25 protein-coding genes are annotated in these 22,614 nt (G+C 66.0%); 5 read left to right on the forward strand and 20 right to left on the reverse strand.

Annotated elements, in window-relative coordinates; all coding sequences use genetic code 11:
- Positions 1 to 5 precede the first annotated feature (5 nt).
- The 12 genes from I7X18_RS28345 to I7X18_RS28400 form a co-directional block, all read right to left on the reverse strand.
- Entirely contained in the window at positions 6 to 641 is a 636-nt protein-coding gene (locus I7X18_RS28345) for a 3-oxoacid CoA-transferase subunit B (protein WP_193045890.1), read from the reverse strand.
- A gap of 65 nt (positions 642 to 706) precedes the next feature.
- Complete coding sequence (locus I7X18_RS28350) at positions 707 to 1,396, reverse strand: 3-oxoacid CoA-transferase subunit A (RefSeq protein WP_193045472.1); 690 nt, start codon at positions 1,394 to 1,396, stop codon at positions 707 to 709.
- Positions 1,393 to 2,574 carry a bifunctional 3-oxoadipate enol-lactonase/4-carboxymuconolactone decarboxylase PcaDC gene (pcaDC, locus tag I7X18_RS28355; RefSeq protein ID WP_193045471.1) on the reverse strand — a complete coding sequence of 394 codons (1,182 nt, stop codon included), beginning with the start codon at positions 2,572 to 2,574 and terminating at the stop codon, positions 1,393 to 1,395. Before pcaDC ends, I7X18_RS28350 begins: the two co-directional genes overlap by 4 nt.
- The gene (locus tag I7X18_RS28360) at positions 2,571 to 3,776 is read right to left on the reverse strand and encodes a lyase family protein (protein WP_193045470.1); all 1,206 of its coding nucleotides are present in this window, start codon (positions 3,774 to 3,776) and stop codon (positions 2,571 to 2,573) included. The genes pcaDC and I7X18_RS28360 overlap by 4 nt, the downstream gene beginning before the upstream one ends.
- Positions 3,773 to 4,339 carry a protocatechuate 3,4-dioxygenase subunit alpha gene (pcaG, locus tag I7X18_RS28365; RefSeq protein WP_193045469.1) on the reverse strand — a complete coding sequence of 189 codons (567 nt, stop codon included), beginning with the start codon at positions 4,337 to 4,339 and terminating at the stop codon, positions 3,773 to 3,775. The genes I7X18_RS28360 and pcaG overlap by 4 nt, the downstream gene beginning before the upstream one ends.
- Complete coding sequence (gene pcaH / locus I7X18_RS28370; RefSeq protein ID WP_193045468.1) at positions 4,336 to 5,145, reverse strand: protocatechuate 3,4-dioxygenase subunit beta; 810 nt, start codon at positions 5,143 to 5,145, stop codon at positions 4,336 to 4,338. Before pcaH ends, pcaG begins: the two co-directional genes overlap by 4 nt.
- A gap of 20 nt (positions 5,146 to 5,165) precedes the next feature.
- The gene (locus I7X18_RS28375; protein ID WP_193045467.1) at positions 5,166 to 6,524 is read right to left on the reverse strand and encodes an MFS transporter; all 1,359 of its coding nucleotides are present in this window, start codon (positions 6,522 to 6,524) and stop codon (positions 5,166 to 5,168) included.
- Between the two features lie 47 nt (positions 6,525 to 6,571).
- The gene (locus tag I7X18_RS28380) at positions 6,572 to 7,465 is read right to left on the reverse strand and encodes a shikimate dehydrogenase (RefSeq protein WP_193045466.1); all 894 of its coding nucleotides are present in this window, start codon (positions 7,463 to 7,465) and stop codon (positions 6,572 to 6,574) included.
- 98 nt (positions 7,466 to 7,563) lie between these two features.
- Positions 7,564 to 8,205: a TetR/AcrR family transcriptional regulator gene (locus tag I7X18_RS28385; protein WP_193045465.1), complete on the reverse strand. Its 642-nt coding sequence runs from the start codon at positions 8,203 to 8,205 to the stop codon at positions 7,564 to 7,566.
- Between the two features lie 59 nt (positions 8,206 to 8,264).
- Positions 8,265 to 10,643 (reverse strand): PEP/pyruvate-binding domain-containing protein, encoded by a 2,379-nt coding sequence (locus I7X18_RS28390; protein WP_193045464.1) that lies wholly within the window; start codon positions 10,641 to 10,643, stop codon positions 8,265 to 8,267.
- A gap of 3 nt (positions 10,644 to 10,646) precedes the next feature.
- On the reverse strand, positions 10,647 to 11,624 hold the full coding sequence (locus I7X18_RS28395; protein WP_193045463.1) for a TIGR03617 family F420-dependent LLM class oxidoreductase: 978 nt from the start codon (positions 11,622 to 11,624) through the stop codon (positions 10,647 to 10,649).
- Positions 11,621 to 12,748: an Rv3169 family protein gene (locus I7X18_RS28400; RefSeq protein WP_193045462.1), complete on the reverse strand. Its 1,128-nt coding sequence runs from the start codon at positions 12,746 to 12,748 to the stop codon at positions 11,621 to 11,623. The genes I7X18_RS28395 and I7X18_RS28400 overlap by 4 nt, the downstream gene beginning before the upstream one ends.
- Positions 12,749 to 12,788: 40 nt before the next feature.
- Here I7X18_RS28400 and I7X18_RS28405 point away from each other — a divergent pair, with 40 nt between their 5' ends.
- The gene (locus I7X18_RS28405; RefSeq protein ID WP_193045461.1) at positions 12,789 to 13,430 is read left to right on the forward strand and encodes a TetR-like C-terminal domain-containing protein; all 642 of its coding nucleotides are present in this window, start codon (positions 12,789 to 12,791) and stop codon (positions 13,428 to 13,430) included.
- A gap of 30 nt (positions 13,431 to 13,460) precedes the next feature.
- On the opposite strand, the gene I7X18_RS28410 is transcribed toward I7X18_RS28405, so the two are convergent.
- Positions 13,461 to 14,051, reverse strand: a complete 591-nt coding sequence (locus tag I7X18_RS28410) for a TetR/AcrR family transcriptional regulator (RefSeq protein ID WP_193045460.1) — start codon at positions 14,049 to 14,051, stop codon at positions 13,461 to 13,463.
- 116 nt (positions 14,052 to 14,167) lie between these two features.
- Between I7X18_RS28410 and I7X18_RS28415 the strand changes: the two genes are divergently transcribed.
- The 4 genes from I7X18_RS28415 (at position 14,168) to I7X18_RS28430 (ending at position 17,404) form a co-directional block, all read left to right on the forward strand.
- The gene (locus I7X18_RS28415) at positions 14,168 to 14,914 is read left to right on the forward strand and encodes an SDR family NAD(P)-dependent oxidoreductase (RefSeq protein WP_193045459.1); all 747 of its coding nucleotides are present in this window, start codon (positions 14,168 to 14,170) and stop codon (positions 14,912 to 14,914) included.
- A gap of 55 nt (positions 14,915 to 14,969) precedes the next feature.
- Positions 14,970 to 16,049 (forward strand): threonine/serine dehydratase, encoded by a 1,080-nt coding sequence (locus I7X18_RS28420; RefSeq protein ID WP_232375358.1) that lies wholly within the window; start codon positions 14,970 to 14,972, stop codon positions 16,047 to 16,049.
- A 34-nt stretch (positions 16,050 to 16,083) separates the two neighbouring features.
- Positions 16,084 to 16,545: a nuclear transport factor 2 family protein gene (locus tag I7X18_RS28425; RefSeq protein ID WP_193045458.1), complete on the forward strand. Its 462-nt coding sequence runs from the start codon at positions 16,084 to 16,086 to the stop codon at positions 16,543 to 16,545.
- A gap of 76 nt (positions 16,546 to 16,621) precedes the next feature.
- Positions 16,622 to 17,404, forward strand: coding sequence for an SDR family NAD(P)-dependent oxidoreductase (locus I7X18_RS28430; RefSeq protein ID WP_193045457.1), 783 nt, complete (start codon positions 16,622 to 16,624; stop codon positions 17,402 to 17,404).
- A gap of 153 nt (positions 17,405 to 17,557) precedes the next feature.
- On the opposite strand, the gene I7X18_RS28435 is transcribed toward I7X18_RS28430, so the two are convergent.
- The 7 genes from I7X18_RS28435 to I7X18_RS28465 form a co-directional block, all read right to left on the reverse strand.
- Entirely contained in the window at positions 17,558 to 18,346 is a 789-nt protein-coding gene (locus I7X18_RS28435) for a CbtA family protein (RefSeq protein ID WP_193045456.1), read from the reverse strand.
- Between the two features lie 22 nt (positions 18,347 to 18,368).
- The gene (locus I7X18_RS28440; RefSeq protein ID WP_193045455.1) at positions 18,369 to 18,578 is read right to left on the reverse strand and encodes a CbtB domain-containing protein; all 210 of its coding nucleotides are present in this window, start codon (positions 18,576 to 18,578) and stop codon (positions 18,369 to 18,371) included.
- A gap of 224 nt (positions 18,579 to 18,802) precedes the next feature.
- Positions 18,803 to 19,273 carry a nitrile hydratase accessory protein gene (locus I7X18_RS28445; RefSeq protein ID WP_193045454.1) on the reverse strand — a complete coding sequence of 157 codons (471 nt, stop codon included), beginning with the start codon at positions 19,271 to 19,273 and terminating at the stop codon, positions 18,803 to 18,805.
- Positions 19,270 to 19,629, reverse strand: a complete 360-nt coding sequence (locus tag I7X18_RS29905) for an SH3-like domain-containing protein (protein ID WP_193045453.1) — start codon at positions 19,627 to 19,629, stop codon at positions 19,270 to 19,272. Before I7X18_RS29905 ends, I7X18_RS28445 begins: the two co-directional genes overlap by 4 nt.
- A gap of 1 nt (position 19,630) precedes the next feature.
- Positions 19,631 to 19,945: an SH3-like domain-containing protein gene (locus I7X18_RS29910; RefSeq protein ID WP_193045452.1), complete on the reverse strand. Its 315-nt coding sequence runs from the start codon at positions 19,943 to 19,945 to the stop codon at positions 19,631 to 19,633.
- Positions 19,942 to 20,568, reverse strand: coding sequence for a nitrile hydratase subunit alpha (gene nthA / locus I7X18_RS28460; protein ID WP_193045451.1), 627 nt, complete (start codon positions 20,566 to 20,568; stop codon positions 19,942 to 19,944). The genes I7X18_RS29910 and nthA overlap by 4 nt, the downstream gene beginning before the upstream one ends.
- 28 nt (positions 20,569 to 20,596) lie before the next feature.
- The gene (locus tag I7X18_RS28465; RefSeq protein WP_193045450.1) at positions 20,597 to 22,381 is read right to left on the reverse strand and encodes a nitrilase-related carbon-nitrogen hydrolase; all 1,785 of its coding nucleotides are present in this window, start codon (positions 22,379 to 22,381) and stop codon (positions 20,597 to 20,599) included.
- Positions 22,382 to 22,614: the final 233 nt, after the last annotated feature.

Raw genomic sequence — 22,614 nt, forward strand, 5'->3', positions numbered from 1 at the left:
TGCTTTCAGCCTTCTTTCGCGTGCTGGTCCTCGACCCGTCTCAACGGCGAGCTGAGTCGGCTCTCGAGATCGGCGACGGACACGCCGTAGGTGACGATCACGCGGATACCGTCGGGCCCGACGGCGAAGGTGCCCAAATCCGTGTACACCCGGCTGACACAGGCCAGCCCAGTCAGAGGATAAGTGCACTCAGGCACCAGTTTCGGGCTCCCGTCCTTGGCGAACAACGTCATCATCACGAAAACGTCCTTGGCACCGATGGCGAGATCCATGGCACCACCAACAGCCGGAATCGCCCCGGGCGCCCCGGTATGCCAGTTCGCGAGGTCGCCGCGCTCGGAGACCTGAAAGGCGCCCAGGACGCACACGTCGAGGTGTCCCCCGCGCATCATCGCGAACGAGTCGGCGTGGTGGAAATAGGCCGCCCCGGGCAATTCGGTGACCGGGACCTTGCCCGCATTGGTCAGATCGGGGTCGATCTCCTCGCCGACGGCCTCGGGTCCCATGCCCAACATGCCGTTCTCGGTGTGCAGGACGATTCCGCTGCAGGGGTCCAGGTAGTCCGAGACCTTCGTGGGCTGTCCGATACCCAGGTTGACGAACGACCCGTGCGGGATGTCGGCGGCGACGGTCTTGGCCATTTCGTCGCGGCCAAGCGGTCCGCGGTCGAGGTGCTCGACAGTTCGAGAGACGGTGAGTGCGATGGTCACGACGCCTCCGCCACTGCGGCTGAGGCGCCGCTGAGATCCAGCACCCGGTCGACATAGATCGACGGTGTGACTACCACTTCCGGGTCGATGTCCCCCGTCTCGACGACGGCCGATACCTCGACGATGGTCAGGTCGGCGGCCGTCGCCATGACCGGTCCGAAGTTCCGTGCCGTCTTACGGTAGACGAGATTGCCCATCCGGTCGCTCCGGTGGGCCCCGATCAGCGCCACGTCGCCATGGATCGGGTACTCCAGGACGTAGTCGCGACCGTCGATCGTCCGCGTTTCCCGGCCCGCTGCCAGATCGGTGCCGAACCCGGTCGGGCAGAAGAACGCCCCGATTCCCGCACCCGCGGCTCGCATTCGCTCGGCGAGATTGCCCTGGGGAACCACTTCGAGGTCGATCTTGCCCGCGCGGTACAGCCCGTCGAACACATAGGAGTCGCTCTGCCGCGGGAACGAGCAGATGATCCGGCTGACCCGCCCGGCGGCCAGGAGCGCGGCCAGCCCGGTGTCGCCGTTACCGGCGTTGTTGCTGACGATGGTCAAGTCCGTCGCGCCCTGGGCTATCAACGCGTCGATGAGTACCGTCGGCATGCCGGCCATACCGAACCCTCCGACCAGAACCGTTGCGCCGTCACTGATTCCGGCGACCGCCTGCTGCGCGTCGGCCGTGATCATGGTCATCGTCTACCGCCCTCCGGGTCGGCGTCGGCCAGCACCTCTGAGGCGATCCGGAATGCGGTGTTGGCGTCGGGGACGCCGCAGTAGATGGCGGTCTGCATGATCAACTCCTTGATCTCGTCGTCGCTCACGTTGTTGCGGCGCGCAGCGCGCAGGTGCATGGCGAATTCTTCATGGTGCCCGCGCGCGATCAGTGCGGTCAGCGTGATCATCGAGCGACTGCGGCGGTCCAGCCCGGGGCGGGTCCAGATGCCGCCCCACGCGTACTCGGTGATCATGCGTTGGAAGTCGGCGGTGAGGTCGGTGGTGGCGGCCACGGCCCGGTCGACGTGGGCATCGCCGAGCACCTCGCGCCGCACCGCCATGCCCGCGCGATACCGGTCATCCACGGTCCCGCTGGCGGGTCGATGCTGAAATCCGGCGTGCTTTGCGACCAGAGCCGCGACCCGGTCGGGCGCCTCCGCCGGTGCGAGGTGGCCGACTCCGTCCAACACGACGCACTCGCCGTCCCGGACGCCGGATGCAATGCGGTGCAGCGACTCCGGGGGGGTGGGCACGTCGTCGCGGCCGGCGACGGCGAGCACGGGCGTGGTGATCTCGGGCAATCGCTCGACGACATCGAATACGGCCAGCGCCTCACATGTGAGCGCATAGGACTCCGGATCCGTGTGGTAAAGACTGTCCACCAGCATTGCAGCGACGCCCGGGTGACGCTCGGTGAAGCCAGGCGCAAACCAGCGTTGGGGCGCCACCGCAACCATCGGGGCGATGCCGTCGGCGCGCACGGTGGCGGCACGCTCGCACCATCCGTCCGGAGACCCGATCACCGCGCCGGTGCACAGCAGCGTAGCTGTGGCCAGCCGATGCGGAACGTCGAGGGCCAGCTGCAAACCCACGCAGCCGCCGACGGAATCACCCGCGTAGTGGAACTTCTCGGCGCCGAGTTGGTCGGCCAGTGCCAGCACCGCGGCGGCGAGGTCGCCGATGGTGAACGGTTCGGCAGGAACGCTTCGTCCGTGTCCGGGAAGATCCCACCCGACGACGTGGGCATGCGCGGTCAACGCCTGTGCGACGCCGCCCCACAGGGTGGCCGCCGAGGTACCCAGCGACGGACCGAGCAGAATCAGGGGCCCTGTGTCAGGTCCACCGAAGTCGACGGATGCGAGGGTGGGAACGGTCACGATAGCTCCTTGGTGAAGCTTCGGGCCCGACTCAGCGTCGAGTCGACCAACCGGTTCGCGGCGCCCGTGTATTCGGAACGCATTGGCTGACCGGTCAACTCGGTCATGGCGCGCTGTTCGGAGAGCAGTCCTTCGGCGGCGGCCAGGTTGGCGGCGGCGCGGCTCTCGTCGACGAGCAGCCCCGAGACGAGTTCGGAGGTGTGTACAGCGGCGACGGCTGTGTGGCGCGCCAGCGTCCGCAGGGTTGCCCACTCCGCGTGCCAGGCGCCGTCGGAGCGCTCGTCGACGCTCCCGGCCGACGCGGCGTGCAGGGTGGCGCTGAGCGGTCCCGCGGTGAGGGCGGCCCGTCGGATCAAGACCGAGCGGACCGGATTGTGCTTGTGCGGCATGGTCGACGAGCCACCGCCACGTCCCTCGGCGAATTCGCCGACTTCAGGGCGACTGCCGGTCGCCACGTCCGCGGCGATGTGCCCCCAGGCGTCGCAACAGGTCACCAGCGCGTCTCCGATCCGGGTGATGTCCGAACGCGTGGTGTGCCAGGGCAGCGAGGGGGCCAGGCGCAGTACGTCGGCGAGCGAATCGCTCAGGGCGATGGCGCCGTCTACCGACCCCGCCAGTTCGGTGGAAGCGGCAAGCGTCCCCGCTGCGCCGCCGACCTGCACGGGCAGCGAGGACAGCAACCCGGCCAGCGGTTCGGCGGCGTCCAGCACGCCGTTGAGCCAGCGGGCGACCTTGACGCCAAGGGTGCTGGGCAGCGCCGCCTGGGTCAGCGTCCGCGCGAGCGCCGGTGTGGCCCGGAATTTTTCGGCTAGTCCGGCCAGTGCACGGACCTGAACAGCGCACTCGTCGGTGATCCTGATCAACACGTCTCGAATGCAGATGATCAGTGCTGTGTCGAGGACGTCCTGACTCGTCAAGCCACGGTGCAGCCAGCGGGCCGTCGTCGCGTCCGACCGCTCCCGCAGTAGCGCGACGAGGGCGCTGGCGGGGTTGCCGTCGACGTCTGCGCGGCGGGCGATCGTGACGGTGTCGTTCTCGGCGAGGAGACTCGTGAGATCGACTCGGGCCTCATTCGGGGCTATGCCCGAGTCCACCAGCCCGTCGAGCCATGCCTGCTCCACTGCCACCATGGCGATGAGGAAGGCGTGATCGCTCATCAGGTCACCCGCGAGGTGGTCTCCGGGCCAGAACAGGTCGGTCATCGTTGGTGCCCCGGGTAGCGCAGGAAGACGGTCTCGGGTTTGCCTGGCGCGTCTTGCAATTGGATGTCGAAGCGCAGCCCACCGGCGTCTCGGGCCGCAATCAGGGTGTCGCGCCGTTCGGGGGGAAGCGACGCCAGCAGCGGGTCGTCGGAGAGCCGGTCGCCCGGTACGTAGGCGCGGGTGAACACCCGGTTGAGCAATCCTCGCGCGAACACCGCGACCGCGATGAACGGCGCGGCCCCGGGCTGACACGGGCCGGGGATCACGGTGGAAAAGCTGTACCGCCCGTCGTCACCGGTGCTGGCCCGGCCCCATCCGGTGAAGGTGAAGCCGTCCCGGCGAAGAGAGCCCGGGGACGTAGGGACCGTGCCATCGGCGTCGGCCTGCCAGATCTCGATCAGTGCGTCGGGGACGGGCCGGCCGTCACCGTCGGCGACGATGCCCGACAGCTGGACGGCGTTCGGCGAGCCGGGCGGGACCAGTGCACTGCACCCGTCGAACGGCAGCGCGTAACCGAAGAACGGCCCGATGGTCTGGCCCGGCGTCGCGGTCAGGAGCGTCATCGGTGGTCGCCTCCGTCGTCGGGGTTCTCGATCGGAGTGCGCGTGGCACCGGTGAGCACGATGTCCCACCGGTATCCGGTGGCCCACTCATGGGTGGTGACGTCGTGGTCGTAAGTGGCCACCAGCCGGTCGCGAGCCTTCTGGTCGGTGATCGCCTGGAAGATCGGATCGAGGGCGAACAGCGGATCGCCCGGGAAGTACATCTGGGTGATCATCCGTTGCGTGAACTCCGTTCCGAACAGCGAGAAGTGGATGTGCGCAGGCCGCCAGGCGTTGCGGTGGTTCTTCCACGGATAGGGCCCCGGCTTGATCGTGGTGAACCGGTAGATGCCGTCGTCGTCGGTGAGGCAGCGGCCGACTCCCGTGAAGTTCGGGTCGATTGCGGATGGGTGCTGATCGCGCTTGTGGATGTAGCGCCCGCCGGCGTTGGCCTGCCAGATCTCGACGAGTTGGCGCCGCACGGGCCGTCCTTCGCCGTCCACCACCCGACCTGTCACCACCATCCGCTCGCCGATGGGTTCACCGCCGTGCTGGATCGTGAGGTCGGCTTCGAGCGGGTTGACGTCGCGGTCGGAGAAGCACGGCGCCCACAGTTCGACACCCTCCGGGTCGGCGTGGTGCAGGTCCTTGGTCGGGTGGCGCAGCAGGCTGCTGCGGTAGGGCGCGTAGTCGAGCCGTGGCTGCGTCTCCTCGACCCCCGACCGCTCATAGGTAGACGTGATCGCCGCGATCTCCGCGTTGATCGCCTGCTGGCTCGCGATGGCGCTGTCGGGATTGGCGTCGATCGTCGCCGTGAGGTTCTGCACGTTGATGACTCCAGGTGTTTTCAGTGGTCGACGAGTTCCCGAGCGGAGCCGGGAGTCTTGCCGCCCAGCAGCGCGGTCGGCACGTCCTTGGTCTCCTTCGCCGTCAGCGCGGCACCCGTGGCGATCAGGCAGACGACCCCGGTGAAGATGCTGATGACCACCCAGCCGCCTTCCTCCACCCCACCGAGGGCAGTGACGATCGCCGGAGCGAAACCGGCTAACAGGAAGCCTAATTGGGTGCCGATGGCGAGTCCGGAGAATCGCACCTGGGTGGAGAACATCTCGCCGTAGAACGACGGCCACACGGCGTTGGCGGCGGCGTACCCGAACGAGAAGGTGGCGATCGCCAGCGCGAACATCAGCACGACGTTGTCGCCGCTCATCGACAGCAGGTAGAACGGCATGAGCACTGCCGAGGACAGTGCCCCGTAGATGAACACGGGCTTGCGGCCGATGCGGTCGGCGAGCTTGCCGAACACCGGTTGCGTGCCCAGTGCCACGATGTTCGCGATCACGACCAGCCACAGTGTCACGTCGGAATCCAGGCCCATCTTCTTGCCGTAGGCGATGGCCAGGTTGGCGAACACCGTCGACACGGCGGCGATGAAGGCGCAGAAGATCACGCGGATGACGTCGCGCCAGTGGTTGCGCATCAGGGGCATCAACGGCATGCGGGCGATGGTGCCCGCGGACTTGGCCTCCTCGAACTCCGGAGTCTCGTGCAGCCGACGACGGATGAAGTACGCGACCACGACGACGAAGGCGCTGAGCCAGAACGGAACCCGCCAGCCCCACGAGTACAGGTCCTCGTCGGGCAGCGCCACGATCGGGATGACGACCAGCGATGCCAGGATCAGGCCGCCCTGGGTTCCGGTCAGCGTCCAGGAGGTGAAGAAGGCCCGCTGGTGGTCGGGAGAGTGCTCCAACGTGAGCGAACTCGCGCCGGCCTGCTCGCCCGCAGCGGAGAAGCCCTGCAGCAGCCGACAGGTCACCAGCAGTATCGGAGCGAGCACCCCGACCGACTCGTACGTCGGCAGGCAACCGATCGCGAACGTCGATACGCCCATGAGGATCAGGGTGAACATCAACACGTTCCGGCGCCCTATCCGATCGCCGAAGTGCCCGATCACGAAGGCGCCGATAGGCCGGGCGATGTAGGCGACTCCGAGGGTTGCGAATGACTGGGCGAGCGCGACTGTCTCGTCACCCTCGGGAAAGAAGACCTTCGGAAAGACGAGGGCGGCAACGAAACCGAATACGAAGAAGTCGTAGTATTCGACGGCGCTGCCCATGAAGCTGGCCAGGGCGGCTTTCTTCGGCGTCCGTTCCGGTGCGCCCGAAGGTGCACCGTCGGACGGGTTGCCATTGCTGACACTCATGGGGTTTCTCCTACATTCCTCGTTGAAGTGGGATGGGCGTTGGTGAATCAACCTGCGAGACTGCGGAAATGTCGTGACATGCGGTCGGCGTCCGGAGTGATGTCGGTGATGAGTTCGAAGGCGGTGGTCGCCTGGTGCACCGCCATGTAACCGCCGTCGAGTGTTCGACATCCGGCCGCGCGTGCGGCGGTGAGCAGCGCGGTGTTCAACGGCCGGTAGACGATGTCGGCCACCCATAGCCGCGGGTGCAGAAGCGCTGCGTCGAACGGCATACCCGGGTGGTCGGCCATGCCGGTGGGGGTGCAGTGCACGACACCGTCGCTGTGCGGCAACAGGATCGACAGCTTGTCGAAGGCTGACGCGTCGACGTGCGCGTCGCGATGCCGGCCGGCGAGCTCCCCGGCAAGGATCGTGGCACGCTCGACGTCAAGGTCGACGATGGTGAGGTGCTCGGTGCCCAGCTCGAGTAGCGCATGCCCTACCGCGGCACCCGCGCCCCCGGCTCCCAGCAGCACCACATTCGAGGTGGCGGCGCCGGGCAGACCTTCGGCGAACCCCCTGCGGAAGCCGGGTGCGTCGGTGTTGTAGCCCACCGTGCGGTGGTCTGGTCCATTCCCCGGTCGCTCCGCTCCCGCCCGCCGTTCGAAGACCACGGTGTTCACCGCGCCGAGCGCGGCCGCGTCCCCGTCGAGTACATCCAGGTGCGGAATGACCAACCGTTTGCACGGATGGGTGACGTTGAGTGCGTCGAAGCCGAGGGCGCGCGCCCAGGTCAGAACCTCCCCGATCCGATCAGCGGTGAGGCCGACCGCGTTGAGATCGATGGTCCGGTAGACGTAGTCGAGGCCATGGGCCCGACCCTCGGCCATGTGCAGCGCCGGTGTCAGGGACGGACCGACGCCCTGACCGACAAGACCGACCAGATAGGGGTGGGGAGGCATACTTCACCGTCCTGCCTAATGTACGAACTAGTACGTTCAACCAGTAGAACAGTGTGGGCTATGTCTCGTCAAGAGTGCGATGTGAGCTGGGTCGCCCGTCAGGTGGCCGTGAGCCACCCGACGACGACGTCACCGATCATGCGGCGCAGATGCGCCCGCTGAGACGCCTCGGTGAGGTCCACGTCGAACAGGAACCCGAAGGTGTACTTATTCGCCACCTGGAAGACGCAGTAGGAACTGATGACGAGGTGCACGTCGAGCGCTTCCACGTCGGCGCGGAAGACGCCCTGGTCACGTCCCCGGGCCAGGATCTCGTCCAACAGTGTGGTCGCGGGTTGTGCCAGGCTGCGGAGGGTGTCGAGGCGGCGGATGTGCTCACCCCGATGAATGTTCTCGATCGCCACCAGGCGAATGAAGGCCTGGTGGTCGAGGTGGTGATCGAAGGTCAGTTCGGCCACCCTGCGCATGGCGACAACCGGATCGACGTGGTCCACCTGCAGGCGCTGTTCGGCTTCGCGGATTCCCCGGTAGGCGTGCTCGAGCACGGCCATGTACAGACCCTCTTTGCCGCCGAAGTAGTAATAGATCATCCGCTTGGTGGTGCGGGTGCGTTCGGCGATCTCGTCGACCCGCGCGCCCGAGTAACCCGACTCCGCGAACACTTCAGTGGCAACGGCGAGGAGGTCGGCCCGGGTTCGCTCGGCATCGCGAGGCAGTTCGGGACGGGGCTCGACGGTCACGCCGCGAGCTTACGGGCGAATGCGGTGACTCAGCGACGAGACGTTTTGACCCCCGCGGGTCAGCCGGATGCGAGTCGGGTGATCAGCCCTCGGTCGCCGTCCACCCTGACGCGATCGCCAGTCTTGAGCACCTGGGTGGCCACCAGTGTGTTGACGACGCATGGAAGTCCGTACTCCCGCGCGACCACCGCGCCGTGCGATACCGAGCTCCCGATGTCGGTGACCAGTGCGGCGATCACGGTGAAGTACGGCGTCCAGCCCACATCAGTGACAGGTGCGACGAGAATCTCCCCACGCTCCACGTCCCGCGCATCCTGGATCGACTTCGCCACGCGCACAGTGCCCTCCGCGATACCACGGCTTGCCGGTCGTCCCGAGATCTGGTCGTCGGTTACGCTGCCCGACGGCCGAGCCAGGATGGGTGCGGGCCGGCCGACCGAGACGTCCTCGAACTCCAGTGATTGTTGGAACGCCAACGCATTGCGGCGCTGCAGGGCACGCTGCACGAGGTCCGAGATATCAGCGTCGCCGACCACCCGGGGCAATTCTGTGCGATCGAAGAAGTAGACCAGGTCAGCATCGGGAAGGCGTCCGGAGTCGGCCAGCACCTCGCCCAGATGGCGGTATCCGAGCTTGAGGCGGTGTGCCATGAGCGCCATCTTGGACTTGGTCTCCTCGCGTCCGCGGGCGCCGCCCTGCGCCAGGCGCGCAAGCAGCCTGACCGTCCGCGACCCGGATGTTTCGACGCGTTTGCGCGTTGGAGTCTCGCCGGCGGAATCGCGGGCCGCCTGCACCATGACCTGCATCATCGACCCGAGCCCCTCGGCGTCCTCGGCCCACGCGGGGTCACGCATGCACAGTTCTCGGTAACCGCGGTGCCCGTGTCGAGTCAGGAACTGCCGCAACGCCGCAGCGCCGGCGCTGTCCGAGTTCCGTAGACGGATCAGTGCCTCGGGTGGCGCCTCGGCGAGGAACCGTTCGGCCGCAGTGTCGTCGGCGGCGATCTCCCGCACCACCGCATGCAGTTCGTCGACCATCACGGCGCTCTCGACGTCGGCAGCGCCCGCCATGAGCCGGGCGGCCTCAGCCTGGCCCTCGTTCTCATCGCGCCCGTTCTTCACGGCATTGCGCACCATATAGCTCTCGAGGACATTCGCGCCCACCGCAGCGCGTGACGAGGACCGGACGTGGACCAGCGTGACGTGGCAGTACAGCTCGACGCCTGCCTCCAGCTGCTGCAGAACACGTTTGGCGTCGTGGCTGGTGGGGATGGGGAACGCGGAGATCTGATCGCCGAGCCGCCGGATCGCCGGCCCGGCGAACAGCGAATAGGACGTGAGCCGAACCGTGTTGATGAGTTTGGGGACAAACGGTTTTGGCGGTTTGGCCTCGAGTTCGTCGATCACGCGACCACAGATCGACATGGAAAACTGCTCCAACGAGTTCCCGAGGATGCCTGAGCTCAGTGCCGTTCCCTCGGTCATGTTCAAGAACATGTGTCCGTAGAAGTAGCCCACTTGAAGCCACGGCTTGTCATAGCGTTCCTGCGCCCGCGCTATCACCTGGGTCATCTGCATCGCGTAGTCGATCGCATATCCCGACACCGATGCGGTCAGGGGGCAGAAGGCCCCCGGCATCATCTCGCCGATGTTGCATCGCGTGTAGACGTGCCTCGGGCCGGCCACCGGGGTGTCCATCTCGTTGAGGTCTCCGGGCAGCGTGGTGATCGGCCGGGCCTGAAGCCACCACAGCCGCCCGGCTTCGTCGATCGCCCATTCCAGATCCATTGGCCTGCCCCAGTGTTCAGAGGCGCGCAACGCGCCGGCGCGAATCTGGGTGACATCGACGTCAGACAGGACGGGGACGTCACCGACCTCGCGCACCGCCTGGGTGCCGTCTGGCGTCAGCACGAGATGGTCGGAGATGGCAGATCCGTCGACGAGCGCTTCGCCCAGCCCGGCGATGGCATCGATCACCATGAGATCCCGGCGGCCGGTGGCCGGGTCTGCCGTGAAGACCACCCCGGCAGCGCGCGCATCGACCATCTGTTGGACGACCACGTGCATGGTGGCCGCCCCTGTGCCGGCATCCTGGCCGGCGTAGGAGGAGGCTCGTTCGGACCCGACGGAGTCGACGCACCGGCGGACCGCCACGGCGAAGCCATCAGTGGAATCGACACCGAGCACGGTGTCGTATTGTCCGGCGAACGACTGCTCCGCTCCGTCTTCTCCGGTGGCCGAGGACCTGACGGCTACCGGCCCCTGAATCTGGGTGAAGCGGTCTGTCACCGCGTCCGGAAGGGGGCGCCGGGTGGCCTGCGCGATGACGAAACCCGTTGGAACGGAGAGTCCGAGGCGCGTCAGTTCGGCCAACCCCAGAGCCTTTCCGCCGAACCGGTCGTCGACGATCTCGGCGAACTCGATCGTTGTGGTGTCCATTCGTCATCCCAATGCGTCGATGATCTCGGCCAGCGCTTCCACAGCGATAGGCCCGGGTTGATAGAGACAGATTCGATCCGAAACGGCGCCCACGCGGTCTCGGATGTGGGCGGCTACCTCGGCAGGAGTGCCGCAGGCGGCGATCGTGTGCAGTACCTCGTCATCGATCAGCGTGGCCATCTCCCGCCATCGCCCCTGCTTGGACATGGCGTTCAGTTCCGGTTGCAGGTCGCCCCACCCGTGGGCATCCAGCACCGGCCGGTAGGCGGGCGTGGAGCCGTAGAACGCGAGGAGCATCCGCGTCGAGGTGTGATCCTCACCAACCGACACGATGATCTCGGGTACCACCGCGAACTCGTCGGCGTCTCGTCCGGCGGCCGCCAATCCCTCGAGAACGGCCGGCATGGTCTTCTCGTGCAGGAACCGCTTCGTCCCGAACGGCATCACCAGCAGGCCGTCGGCCACTTCGGCTGTCGCCCGGGTCATTCGCGGGCCCAGCGCGCCGAGATAGATCGGCGGTGGCCCGAACGGGTTCGGCCCGGGATTGAACGTCGGTGTCATCAGTGTGTGCCGGAAGAATTCACCGCGGAAGTCGAGTCGTTCGCCGTCGTTCCAGGCGGCGAAGATCGCCCGTAGCGCGCCGACCATCTCCTGGATTCGCGCAACGGGACGGTCGAATTCGGCGCCGTAGCGCTTCTCGATCTGCGCGCGCACCTGGGTGCCGAGGCCGAGGATGAAACGTCCCTCGGAGATCTCCTGGAGGTCGTTTGCCTGGTGGGCCAGATGTATCGGGTTGCGGGGCAACGCAATGGCCACGTTGGTCATCACGTCCAGGCCCTTGACCGTCGACGCTAGGACCAGGGGGGTGAAGACCTCCCGCGGACCCTCGAAGGTGAACACCCCCGAGGCTCCGGCTTCACGCAGAAGCGCCGCGCGTTCGACCGCATCCGTCGGGCCGAACAAGGCTGTCATGACCTTCACGGCGTCGCCTCTGCCAGGACGTCGGTCCAGTCGGTGAACCCCGACGGGTGGTGCGGGCCGATGACGGCATGCTCAAACAGTCCCGCGCCCTCCTGCGTGCTGCCGTCGGACTCGGTGCAGACGGCCCGACCGACATGGTCGATCAAACTGAAGGGGGCTCGCGCGAGGACCTCGGGGTCTGTCATGTCGTAGGAGACGCGTTCCACGAATGGCCCGCCCTTCCAGGTGCCATGCGCCCAGGAGGAGTCCCCGCCGTAACCGGAGCCAAAGGCGATGGGCGCGAAGAGCTTCGACTCGACGTCGAGCTGCAGTCGGCTTCCAGAGCGCGTGAGCATCTCGATGTGCGCACCGTGGGGGATCCGGGTGCCGGGCGTGTAATGAATCGTTGCGCGCACGCCGTCGAGCTGTTCGACCCTGCCGTCTGGCCAACGTCGGGTGCAGTCGTAGAGGCTGCGATGGCCATCCGGGTCCTCCTGGATGATCAGGAAGATCTGGTAGTCGTCGAATGCCAGCGGTAGATACAGCCACCACATTCCGCCGAAAGCGGTGTCCGGTCGACCGACGGGCTCCGGCTCCCCGATGGGCCGAATGCCCCAGGACCTGTCGCGGCTGGCCACCGAGGTGGTCGGGTCGACGTTCAGGCGGTCGCCGTCGATGTCGATCCAGCCCTCCCACGTGCCGAGCTGGGCAAAACGGCATGCCTGCAACGTCACTCGTCGCTCGGAGTGCATCTGATGCGGATGTTCCAGGGCGGCCGGGAACAAGCCGCGCCACCGGAGATCGACCGCGATGCCCTCGGTTTCGGAGACGGTGAGATGCAGTTCCTGCAAGGGCTCGACGACGTCGAGCCGGTACCCGTTGACGTGCTGCTGGAGACGGTCGCCGTCGATCGCGTCACTGAACCGGACGGCCGTCTGAGTGTCTCCACGCCGGATGACGACGTAGGCGTCCTTGACCCCGAGCCGGGGGTAGTAACCGATTCCGGTCAGCGCCATGAAACGGCCCTCGCGGTCGAGGACATTGAAGTACGAACGGTCGTAGAAATTGCGGTCCGAGGTGGCGGGGGCGCTGATGGGCACGGGCGCCTGGTGGATCGGGTACTCGTCGAGCGGGCTCAGGAACACGACTCTCCAATAACGATACGATGCGGGTTATATTGGAATCATGAGAACAGATCGACCCGAAGATGACAAGGGATCGACCCGGTCGTCTGCGGGACGGCCGCGCGACAGCAAGATCGATGCCGCGATCATCGACGCGACCCGGGATCTATTGCTCGAGACGGGCTATCCCGCGCTGTCGCTGTCTGCGATCGCGGCTCGCGCCGGAACCACGACCGCCGCCATCTACCGGCGCTGGTCGGGCAAGGCGCAACTCGTGCACGAAGCGATACTGCCGGCCGAAGTCATGGCCATGCCGAGTGCTTCTGGAGACGTGGAGGGCGACATCCGGGCGCTGGTCGAGGCGACGCGCACCATGTTCGACCGCCCGGAGGTCCGGGTCGCGCTACCGGCGTTGATCGCCGATACCGTCGCCGATCCGGATGTACACAGCAGAATGACCTCTCGCTTCGCCGAAAGTCTCGCTACCTTCCGGACCAGAATCGACCAGCAGCCCGACCTATCCGGCGACCCGCCCTCTAGCGAAGGCGACCTGCCCCTGCTTGCCGAAGTCGTTGTCGGCAGCGCGATCTTCCGCATCATCGTGCGACACGACGCCCCCCTGGACGCAGCGTGGGTGGACGACCTGACCACGCTGATCAGCTCCGGCTGGAAGTCGATGTCGCGTGGTTCGGCGTCCCGGTAGAAGTCGCCCCTCGACGTCCGGGGCAGTCGATCACTCGGCCCTCGAGCGCGGCCGGGAGTTCACCCCCGCAGATGCTGCGCTCGACCAACCCGCCAACGCCAGTTCCGCGACGGCATGCAGATCTGCCCGGCTTGCGCCGCTGCGGGCTTGAATGGCGATCCCCTGGCACACGGCGGCGATCCAGCGGGCCAGCAGCAGAGTGTCGACGCCAGACAATTCGCCGTCGGCGACCGCGTCGTCGAAGCGTTCGGCGAGTCGGTGCACCGCCGCATTGCGGAACTCGGCTAGTCCCGGCGCCTCACCGACGGTGAGGCAGCCGTTGACCTCGCCGCTGACCGTGTCGGCCGCACCATGCACCATCGCCTCGGCGACCTCGCGGGCCGTCGGCCGGGTCAGTGCATCGGTCGTGTACGCGCTGGGGCCGGCGAGGTAGCGCCGCAAGGCGCGGTCAAACAGATTCTCCTTCGACCCGAACTCGACGTAGATACTGCGACGGTTGACCCCGGTCGCGGACGTCACGTCCGAGATCGAGACCCCGTCGAAGCCGCGGTCCCAGAACAATTTCATCGCCACGTCCTCGACGTGCTCGGGGTCGAACTCGCGTGGTCTACCGACTGTCATCGCCGACCCGCCTCTCATGTGATGCCGGTCACACCGGGAATGCCGCCGCCGCCCGAGCGCTTGACCTCAGCGTACTAAGCAACACAACGGTTCGTAATTATGAGGAGGCCATCGCGATGAGCACAGCACCCCTGACCGGACGGCGGGCACTGGTCACCGGAGGCTCACGCGGAATCGGCGCGGAGATCGTCCGGCGACTGACCGCGGACGGCGCCGCGGTGGCGTTCACCTATTCGGCCTCGGGAACCAATGCCGAGAAGCTGGTCGCCGAGGTGACCGCCAACGGCGCCAAAGTCGTGGCCATCCAGGCCGACGCCGCTGATCCGTCCCAGAATGCGAGCGCGGTCGATCGGGCCGTCGCCGAACTCGGCGGCTTGGACGTGGTGGTGAACAACGCCGCTGTCGCCCACTTCGATGTGATCGGCGACTACCCGCCCGAGCAGTTCGACCGCATGGTGGCCATCAACATCGGTGGCATGTTCTGGACGACCCGCAGCGCGATCAAGCACCTCAGTGAGGGTGCGCGGATCATCAACATCGGCAGCAGCAACGCCGACCGGGTACCCGGGCCCGGGGTGTCGGTGTACGCGATGACCAAGGGTGCGGTGTCCTCGTTCACCCGTGGACTGGCCCGCGAACTCGGCCCGAGCGGCATCACTGTCAACAACGTGCAGCCGGGGCCTGTCGATACCAACATGAATCCTGACAAAGGCGACTTCGCCGAGAGCCTCAAGCAGATCACCGCGCTAGGTCGCTACGGGCACACCGGCGACGTCGCCGCCCTCGTGAGCTTCTTGGCCGGCCCGGAGTCCGGCTACATCACCGGCGCACACCTCAACGTCGACGGCGGCTTCACCGTTTGAGGACCACCGGCGGTTCGCGTCGACACAAATCTTTCGACTGAAGGATCCTTTCCTGGTGAGCATTCCTCCACCAAGTACCGATGTCCGGCGCGATGACGTGCTGGAAGCCCGACGGCGAATCGAGGGCTATGTGCGTCACACGCCGCTACTCAGGGCGGAGGCCGCCGGCATTCGCTTGTTGCTCAAGTGTGAGTTCATGCAACACGCGGGGGTGTTCAAGACGCGTGGCGCATTCAACCGTCAACTCGCCGCCCGGGAGCGCGGTGAACTCGATCCGGAGACGGGCATCGTGGTCGCCTCGGGAGGGAACGCCGGATTGGCACATGCTTATGTGGCCCAACGACTGGGCGTCAAGGCGACGGTCTTCGTTCCGGTGACTGCGCCGCAGGTGAAAGTCGACCGCTTGACTGAATACGGCGCTGAAGTACGGCAGATCGGTTCGGAATACGCCGAGGCGTACGACGCTGCCCGCGACTACGAGGCAACGTCCGGCGCCCTGTTCTGCCACGCCTACGACCAGGTAGAGATCTGCGCCGGAGCGGGGACCATTGCCGAGGAGATCTTCGAGGCCGCTCCCGACGTGACGACCATCGTGGTCGCCGTCGGCGGAGGCGGCCTGTTCAGCGGGTTGTCCGCTGCAGCTGACGGGCGAGCAGAACTTGTTGCCGTTGAGCCGCAGGCCATCCCGACGATGCACGCCGCTCTGGCGGCGGGTGCACCGGTGGACGTCGAGGTGTCGGGGGTCGCCGCGGACTCCCTCGGCGCACGACGAGTTGGCGATATCGCTTTCACACGAGCCGCTTCCGCTCCCCCACGGTCGGTGCTGGTGTCGGATGAGGCAATCGTTGATGCGCGAAACGAACTGTGGCAGTCGTTCAGGATCCCGGCCGAGTACGGCGCAGCGGCGGCTTATGCCGCCCTCACCTCCGGGGCTTACCAACCCGCCCAGGACGGGTGCGTAGCCGTGATCATCTGCGGCGCGAACACCGACCTCAGCACGATCGCCAACCCGGCGTTGAACCCCGCGCCTCGGAACTCAGGTAAACCGCCGAGATACGACACTGCGGCCCGCGGGGAACACCGCGAGGACGGCGGCAGTAGTAGTAGTAGAGGTGGTCGGAATGGTTCGTGGTGAGAGGTGGCCGCGAGGGCTGCTGACGGCTGTCGCGGTGGGCATCCTGGGCGTCGCGCTGGCCGCCTGTGGGACCGTGGCGCCCATCTCGTCCCCACCGCCACCGGAAACCACGGAAGAAACCGAGATGCCTGCCCATACCGCTTCCGACCCACTCGTTCTCGACCGTCTTCGCGAGGCGATCAATTCTGGTGACCCAACGCGGGTGGCGGACTGCTTCACCGCCGACTTCCGGGCCGAATTGCCCCATCATCCCGAGCGGAGCTTCATCGGTGCCGAGCGAGTCCATGCCAATTGGACGGCGATATTCACCACCGCGCCGCATCTGACCGCCGAAATACTGCGCACCGCCGTGAACGGGGCTGAGATCTGGTCGGAATGGCAGATCACCGGCGTCAACACGGCCGGTACTCCGGTAACGTTCGCGGGCCCCGTGATCGTCACAACCCGTAACGGCCAAATCAGCTGGGCCCGATTCTATCTCGACCCCGTCGGGTAATAGCAGGCTGAGCGCCTGCTGCGGCGCTCGGCCAATGGCGGGCGCACATCACGTCTCTCACAGGAAGGACTGTTACATGAGTCAAGTCGTGACGTCGGACAGTTCTGTGCCGCATGGTTCTTGGGCCATGGTCACCGGTTCCACAAGCGGAATCGGACGGGAGACCGCCCTGCGGTTGTCCGACGATGGCTACTCGATCGTGGTCTGTGGCCGAGATAGGGACCGGGCCGCTGAGACTCGGAAGCTGATCGAGTCGGCCGGCGGGCGCGCGGTGGACCTCGTTGCCGACCTCAACGACCCTGCGGCGGCACACGATTTGGTTGCCGAGACGCGCAAGGCGATCAACGGCGGCACCTTGGACGTGCTGGTCAACAACGCCGGCGGCGGCGGGTTCGCGCGAACCGAGGACACGACCGATGAAATGTTCGACACGGTGTTCAACCTCAACGTCAAAGCGCCGTACGTCCTGACCGGAGCATTCGCGCCCGCCATGGCCGAGCGCGGACGAGGAGCCATCGTCAACGTCGGCAGTCTCAGCACCACCATGGCCGCCGCCGGGACGAGTGCCTTCCAGGCTGCGAAGGCGGCCCTCAGCATGTTGACGAAGTCGTGGACCGCGGAATATGGGCCCCGGGGTGTGCGGGTCAACTCGGTCGATCCTGGCTACATCCTCACTCCGATCAACGAGCACATGCGCGACATGTACCAGGGATACCTCGCGAGCGTGCCTGCGGGCCGCGGGGGCCGCCCCGAGGAGGTGGCCGAGGCCATCCGATTCCTCGTCTCGCCAGGTGCTTCCTACATCCAGGGCGCCGTCCTCACCGTTGACGGCGGCAAGAACGCTGTCGTTGCAATGTGAGCCGCCGCCGTTCCGTATGGGCCAGGGGTCTTTCCCCCTGCCGGCGCCGCACCACTGCCCGCTGACGATCTGGCGCGTGACCTGACCGTCGTTGATGACTAGCACGCCGCCGGGGGCTGGCTCGCCTTGGCTGGCGACACCTACAGCATGTGGCTAGACGACGATCGTCTGCTTTCGTCGCTGCCCCAGCAATCTGGAGACCGACGCGGCGAACACCAGGCCGATGGTCACCCACATGACCAACTGGGTGCCCAGTGAGAACAGCCGGAACTCGTAGAGATCGTCGGCCGGGAAGCCGCCGAAGACAATGGAGCCGTCAGCGCCGAGGATCGGACCGGGAGTCTCGTCGATCGAGGGCAGGACGAGCATGACCACTGCCATCGCGGCGACATAGCTCGCCCCGGCTGCCAGAGCCGCGTTCCAGGTGCCCAGCTTCGACGAGAGCCGACGTCCGACCTGTGTAGCCGCGGTCAGTGCCACCACTGACAGCGCGACCATCAACAGGTACAACAACGTGCGCTGTTGAAGGGTGCCGTCCAGGCTGACCGCCGGTGGGTTGGGCGGATACTTCAGCGCCGGAACAACCCACAGCGACAACAACAACGCCCCCGCCAACGACACCGACAGTGTGCGCGCCGAGATGTCGCCGACCCTGCCGTAGGCCATGCAGAAGACAACGGCCAGCAGTGCGCCCATCGCGACGGAGAACCCCAGCACCCCGAAGCCCATCCCGACATTGGCCTGCGCGGCGCGGGTGAACAGTTCCACACCCTCCCCATGGGAATGACCGCCATGCGCCGACTCGTGCGCCGCGCTGACTCCTTCCTCGTATGCGATCGCTCGTTCGATGACCGGCTCGAGGCGGAATCGTGCAAATACGAACGCTGGTACCGCGCCGGCGACGCCGGCCAACAGACCGCGTCCGATGATGTGCTTCTCCATGTTCAACTGATTCGTCGGTGGCTCAGTGGCACGGAAAGCCGAGCAGATGGCGTGCGTCGTGGACGAATTCGTGCACGTAGGTGTTGCTGCCGAACACCGACGTGGCTCCCTGGTCCATGCCGACGAAGTAGAGCGCCAGCAGCGCGAAGAATACGGTGAGTGACAACCAGGCCACCGCCTTGACCGCGCTGAGGTCCAGTGCGGTGGCGCCGCGTGCCTTCGTGTTTTCCATGGTGTTTACCTTTCCGAGGTGTGATACGGGGAAGCCGTTGCAGTGCTGAAGAATCCGATCATGCTGGAGCGTTACCGGCCATTTCCGAAGGTGACGAGGCCGTCCGGCTCAGTGCGCCGGCCAGCTGTTCGGCGACTGTCTAGGAACGTTATTGGGCGCGACGGATCCGGGCCGGTAGTCATCACCGGCCGGGACCCACCGTGGGTGTGTCAGGTGATTGGCGCTCAGGCCGACGCGGCGGAACGTCCGCCGTACACCGCGATGGGCTTGATCCGGTCTCGGATCTCCGCCAGCGGGGTCATCGGATGATCATGGTCGTGATCATGTGCCGGTGTGGGGCAGTTGGGTTGCACCCGAATGTGGTTGGTCAATTCGATGGGCTGGCCGTGCGGGGTGCCCAGATAAGCCAGACGCCACTGTTCATGCCGTTCGTCGACCATGTCCCCGGACAGCCCCACATGGCGGTCGATCATCCGGCTGACTGTGGTCAGCCACTGCCGGTAGTAGGACTCGGTGACTGTCTCGTCGTTGCGCCGCGGCGCACCGTTGATCTCGGCGGAGAACTCGTCGACCCATTCGGTCCAGGTGAACAGCTGCTGGCGGGTCAAGGCCACCACGATCGCGAACGCCTCGACCTGCCAGGGCTCTTCGAAGGCGACCTCAGGGTCCTCGTCGATCGCCAGAAGCGCGTTCACGACGCCTGCGCCGGGTCGAGGTAGCTGTCCCACAGGTCGATGTAGATCCACGAGTTGGGGGTGCCGCGGTCACCGAACAGTTCGCTGCTGCTGAACTTGATGGAGTAAAGGTGTTCCGGGTTTTCGCCGAGGCCATGCGCCATGGTGTCGGGATAGATGAAGAACCCTTGATGGCGGTCGACGATGCCGACGTGCCCCTTGGCGTAGCCGGGCAGGCGGGTGTGCCCGATCGGATTGTGGTTGCGGACCACCACCGTGTCACCCGCGGAGAAGCGGGGTGCGACGGTGACGGGCCGGGTGAAGTCGCCGGGGGTTCGAATTGCACCGAACACCTCGGTAGGCGCTAGTTTTTGCATGTCAGGCGATTTCCTTTGCTTCGATCTCGGCGATCCGCTCAGCCAGCTCTTCTTCGGTGAACAACCCGTTGGCGAAGCCGAGGTTCTCCGCAGCTCGTAGCCAGTGCACGTAGTAGGGGGTGCCGAGGTACTCGGCGGGGTCCATGATCTCGATGGAGTGCCGGAACTCATCCAGCGGGCACAGCCCGGAGGCGAAGTACATTCCGATGACCGAGAAGATGTCCTTCTCCCAGTCGCCGTGGAACACGACTTCCTCGTCCTCGGTCTTGACGGTGCCCATGCCGTCTTTGCCGCCGACGTCGTGAATTCCGTTCATGCCGCGACTCCTTCGGGGGTCGAGGCCAGTTTGGTGCCGATCATCGCGTCTCGGCTCACCAGCTCGGCGAGTTGTTCGATGGTGAATTCCTCTGTCCCGGAGGGTCGTTGTGGGATGACGATGTAGCGAATCTCGGCGGTGCTATCCCACACCCGGATCTCGATGTTGTCTGGCAGTGTCGTTCCGAACTCGCCCAGCACCACCCGTGGCTCGAAGACCACCCGGGACCGGTATTGAGGCGCTTTGTACCAAGCCGGCGGCAGTCCCAGCACGGCCCAGGGATAACACGAGCACAGCGTGCACACCACCACGTTGTGCACTTCGTCGGTGTTCTCGACGAAGATGACGTGCGCTCCCTCGAAGCCTGTCATGCCGAGTTCGGCAAGAGTGGAGGTGCCGTCACTCAGCAGCTTTGCCTTGAATTCCGGTTCCACCCACGCCCGGGCGATCACCGCGGCGCCGTCCTTGGGACCGATGCGGTTCTCGTAGATGTCGACCACTTCGTTGAAGGAGTCGGGGTCGATGATGCCCTTTTCCACCAGTAGTGACTGCACCGCTTTGATCCGTAACTGGGCATAGGGCGGCGGCGCGGTGTAGCCGTCACTGCGTGTGATTTCTTCCATCGTGTGGTGGATCCTTTCCTCGGTTCGGTCAGCGGATGCTGGCCAGAGCGGCGTCGGTTGCGGCGTCGGCGGTTGTGGGCCGGTCCGGCGCGGATAGGGCGCGGTAATGATGCGGCAAACGCATGCTCACCAAGTCCTTGCGGCGGACGACATTCGCCGGGTACGGACCGGGGCCGTCGCTGGTGTCGATGGGTGCCAGCAGCACCTCGGCGGCGGGCCCCGCCACTCGCTCACGACGCGGGAACTCAAAGGTGTCGGGCCCGAAGACCCCACTGCGGCCACCGAACTCAGGCGGATTGGCATACGCCAGATACACGTTGTTCTCCCCCGCCCGCACCCGCATGTGATGCCAGTGCAGGTGGCTGGCGGCGCGGGGAATCGGATAGTTGAGCGGTACCGTCGTGCCGGGGTGACCGTGGTGCAAGGTTGCGGCGATACGCGCGGGCACCGCGATCACGTCGCAACCCCGAAGGGCCGCCACCCGACCCGACTCGGGGCGCAGAACATCGTCGCCGTGCAGCAACGCCACCCGACCCACCCGGATGTCGGCGTGGGTCCAGGAATCGCCGGCAGCGAAGTACATGTCGTCGTCGTCACTGAGGTGGATCTTGCGGTGGACCGCGACGATCCCTTCCGGCCCGATGAGCACCGCGCTGTTGTAGGGAGACATCCCGGCTGCACCGCGCTCAGCCATTCCGACCACCAGGTAGCCGTTGCAACCGGCCGCGGCATCCAGTAGAGGCTGCAGAATGCCCTCGGTATCAATGCTTTCCGCGTAGTCGGCCGAGGCGCTGGGCGGACCCGAGACACTGAGCTCGGGAAATACAACCAGGTCCGCGCCGTCACCGACCGCCTCGACGAAGGTCGCGCGGATCTGCGCGATGTTCGCCGTTGCGTCGGAGGTGCTGTCGTGCTGGGCCACTGCGAGCACCGAGGCCCGGCCGGGCGGCATCGGGGCATTGCCGTAGAGGGTGAAGAAATCCCGGGGATTCCACAGGTAGCTGTTGATGTGCAGATCGCGGTACAACTGAGGCCGGCGTCCCGAAAGTCCGGACGCCCCCGTCGCCCTGGCGGCTTGCACCGCTGCGAGGTTGATCTCTGCGGTGACCACACCGTCACCGCTGTCGCAGGAGGCCAAGACCCCTGAATCCGGTGCGATGATGCATGATCCGCCGCTGAACTGCACACCGCGTTCCAAGCCCCACCGGTTGCTTTCGATCAGGTAGCAGGAGTTCTCGAAGGCCCGGCTGATCCAGTACGGCGCAGGGGTGCGCTCGGCCAGCCAGTTGCTGATGTGGCAGATCACGTCGGCACCGCCGAGCGCCACCACTCTGGCGGTCTCGACGAAGTGGATGTCCATGCAGATCAGCAGCGCGATCCGGCCCAGCGGTGTGTCGAAGACCTGGTGTCCGAGGTCGCCGGGGGCCGCCCATTTGGGTTCGGCGATGTAGCCGTGCGTCTTTCGGTGGGTGCCGATGATCCCCTGCGGCCCGATGAGGACTGCCGAGTTGTACAGCAGACCGGTCTCCAGATCGCGTTCCGGCATGCCGATCACGATGTGGCAGTCGTGGATTGCGGCGAGCTCGGCGAAGATCTCGGTGCTGGGCCCTGGCACCGGCTCGGCCATGGTCTCGGCCTCGGCGGTACCGAAGAAGCAGTAGCCGGAGATACCCATCTCCGGTGTGGTGATGAGCTTCGCCCCTCCGACCGCGGCCTCTTCGACCAGTTCGACGAGCCGGGTGATGTTGCGCTGCTTGTCGAACAACACTGGCTCGAACTGGACCGCCGCCGCCACATAGGTCGTCTCCGACACGGGTTTCCTTCCGTCGTCATCGCTACCACCACCGCGAAAAGCGGCTTTGGTGACGGCGTGAACGTTAGGAATCTCGTGTGTCTACTGCGTACGAATCAGGTTACGTACGTGTTGAAGAAACCACATTATGTTTCGGTCATGTTGCCTACAGTGCCTTGAACTGGCATTTTCATTTGGCCGAAACATTTTTCGCGGCGAACCTATGGGCCTGAATTGGGCAGCGACCTGCGTCT

Origin of the sequence: Mycolicibacterium baixiangningiae, assembly GCF_016313185.1 — a bacterium.
Lineage (GTDB): Bacteria > Actinomycetota > Actinomycetes > Mycobacteriales > Mycobacteriaceae > Mycobacterium > Mycobacterium baixiangningiae.